1 rRNA gene is annotated in these 3,291 nt (G+C 55.1%); it reads left to right on the plus strand.

The features are described 5' to 3' along the window. Nucleotides 1-39 precede the first annotated feature (39 nt). Nucleotides 40-3,184 (plus strand): 23S ribosomal RNA (locus IEY62_RS21580). The last annotated feature ends 107 nt before the right edge of the window (nucleotides 3,185-3,291 follow it).

The following is a 3,291-nucleotide window of genomic DNA, read 5'->3' on the forward strand; positions in this document are numbered from 1 at the left end:
TCGTGGTTCTCTCGAGTAAGTTTTTGATCATGTTTGTGTGGTCAAGTTTTTAAGGGCACACGGTGGATGCCTTGGCATTAGGAGCCGAAGAAGGACGTAGGAATCTGCGATAAGCCTGGGGGAGTTGATAACCGAGCGTTGATCCCAGGATGTCCGAATGGGGAAACCCCGCACAACGCTGTCATGGTGATTGTGTGACCCGCATCTGAACACATAGGGTGCGTGGGGGGAACGCGGGGAAGTGAAACATCTCAGTACCCGCAGGAAGAGAAAACAAGAGTGATTCCGTTAGTAGTGGCGAGCGAACGCGGATCAGGCTAAACCGTTTCCATGTGTGATAGCCGGCGGGCGTTGCATGGGCGGGGTTGTGGGACTTTCCGTTCTGGTTCTGCCGGGCCAGTGAGGTGAGAGTGCGTGCATAGGTGAACGGTCTTGAAAGGCCGGCCAGAGAGGGTGTGAGCCCCGTAACCGTAATGTTGTGTGCCGCCTGGAGAGTATCCCAAGTAGCACGGGGCCCGAGAAATCCCGTGCGAATCTGTCAGGACCACCTGATAAGCCTAAATACTTCCTAATGACCGATAGCGGACCAGTACCGTGAGGGAAAGGTGAAAAGTACCCCGGGAGGGGAGTGAAACAGTACCTGAAACCGTGTGCTTACAATCCGTCGGAGCAGTCTTGTTACTGTGACGGCGTGCCTTTTGAAGAATGAGCCTGCGAGTTAGTGTTACGTCGCGAGGTTAACCCGTGTGGGGTAGCCGTAGCGAAAGCGAGTCTGAATAGGGCGAGTGTAGTGGCGTGATCTAGACCCGAAGCGGAGTGATCTACCCATGGCCAGGTTGAAGCGACGGTAAGACGTCGTGGAGGACCGAACCCACTTCAGTTGAAAATGGAGGGGATGAGCTGTGGGTAGGGGTGAAAGGCCAATCAAACTCCGTGATAGCTGGTTCTCCCCGAAATGCATTTAGGTGCAGCGTTGCGTGTTTCTTGCCGGAGGTAGAGCTACTGGATGGCCGATGGGCCCTACAAGGTTACTGACGTCAGCCAAACTCCGAATGCCGGTAAGTCAGAGCGCAGCAGTGAGACTGTGGGGGATAAGCTTCATAGTCGAGAGGGAAACAGCCCAGACCACCAACTAAGGCCCCTAAGCGTGTGCTAAGTGGGAAAGGATGTGGAGTTGCGAAGACAACCAGGAGGTTGGCTTAGAAGCAGCCATCCTTGAAAGAGTGCGTAATAGCTCACTGGTCAAGTGATTCCGCGCCGACAATGTAGCGGGGCTCAAGTACACCGCCGAAGTTGTGGATTTCACACAGTACCCTAGCCTTCGTGGTTCAGGGGTGTGGAGTGGTAGGGGAGCGTCGTGTGGGCAGTGAAGTCGCGGTGGAAACCAGCGGTGGAGCCTACACGAGTGAGAATGCAGGCATGAGTAGCGAAAGACGGGTGAGAAACCCGTCCGCCGAATGATCAAGGGTTCCAGGGTCAAGCTAATCTGCCCTGGGTAAGTCGGGACCTAAGGCGAGGCCGACAGGCGTAGTCGATGGACAACGGGTTGATATTCCCGTACCGGCGAAAAACCGCCCATGCCAAGCGGGGGATACTAACCGCCCGGAGCCTGCCCGCTCACCCTTGTGGTGTTGTGGGTTTTGGCCGAGCGCGGGACCTGATCCCGGGAGGTAAGCGTATTAACAGGTGTGACGCAGGAAGGTAGCCGGGCCGGGCGATGGTTGCCCCGGTCTAAGGATGTAGGGTCAGGGATAGGCAAATCCGTTCCTGTGTGCTTCGAGCACGTTCCTGAGATCTGATGGGACTCCCGTAAGGGGGGATCCGGTGATCCTATGCTGCCAAGAAAAGCATCGACGCGAGGTTTTAGCCGCCCGTACCCCAAACCGACACAGGTGATCAGGTAGAGAATACCAAGGCGATCGAGAGAATTATGGTTAAGGAACTCGGCAAAATGCCCCCGTAACTTCGGGAGAAGGGGGGCCTGCCCCGTGATGGAGACTTGCTCTCCGTGAGCGGGTGTGGGCCGCAGAGACCAGGGGGAAGCGACTGTTTACTAAAAACACAGGTCCGTGCGAAGTCGCAAGACGATGTATACGGACTGACTCCTGCCCGGTGCTGGAAGGTTAAGAGGACCGGTTAGCCCCTTGTGGGCGAAGCTGAGAATTTAAGCCCCAGTAAACGGCGGTGGTAACTATAACCATCCTAAGGTAGCGAAATTCCTTGTCGGGTAAGTTCCGACCTGCACGAATGGAGTAACGACTTCCCCGCTGTCTCAACCATAAACTCGGCGAAATTGCAGTACGAGTAAAGATGCTCGTTACGCGCAGCAGGACGGAAAGACCCCGAGACCTTTACTATAGTTTGGTATTGGTGTTCGGAGTGGCTTGTGTAGGATAGGTGGGAGACGTTGAAACCCGGACGCCAGTTCGGGTGGAGTCATCGTTGAAATACCACTCTGGTCACTTTGGACATCTAACTTCGGCCCGTGATCCGGGTCAGGGACAGTGCCTGATGGGTAGTTTAACTGGGGCGGTTGCCTCCTAAAAAGTAACGGAGGCGCCCAAAGGTTCCCTCAGCCTGGTTGGCAATCAGGTGTCGAGTGTAAGTGCACAAGGGAGCTTGACTGTGAGAGAGACATCTCGAGCAGGGACGAAAGTCGGGACTAGTGATCCGGCGGTACATTGTGGAATGGCCGTCGCTCAACGGATAAAAGGTACCTCGGGGATAACAGGCTGATCTTGCCCAAGAGTCCATATCGACGGCATGGTTTGGCACCTCGATGTCGGCTCGTCGCATCCTGGGGCTGGAGTAGGTCCCAAGGGTTGGGCTGTTCGCCCATTAAAGCGGTACGCGAGCTGGGTTTAGAACGTCGTGAGACAGTTCGGTCCCTATCCGCTGCGCGCGCAGGAAATTTGAGAAGGGCTGTCCTTAGTACGAGAGGACCGGGACGGACGAACCTCTGGTGTGTCAGTTGTACTGCCAAGTGCATCGCTGATTAGCTACGTTCGGATGGGATAACCGCTGAAAGCATCTAAGCGGGAAGCTCGCTTCAAGATGAGATTTCCATACACATTATGTGTGAGAGGCCCCCAGCCAGACCACTGGGTTGATAGGCCGGATGTGGAAGCGAGGACTAAAGACTCGTGAAGCTGACCGGTACTAATAGGCCAACAACTTACACCACACACAAAACACTGCACGCGTCCACTATGTGGTTCCCGAACAACAACCATTGTTCCCAGGAACCAACACATAACTACATAACAACCAAGCACCACAGTTGTAACCCAA

It is taken from the genome of Paenarthrobacter histidinolovorans (assembly GCF_014647595.1).
Classification (GTDB): domain Bacteria; phylum Actinomycetota; class Actinomycetes; order Actinomycetales; family Micrococcaceae; genus Arthrobacter; species Arthrobacter histidinolovorans.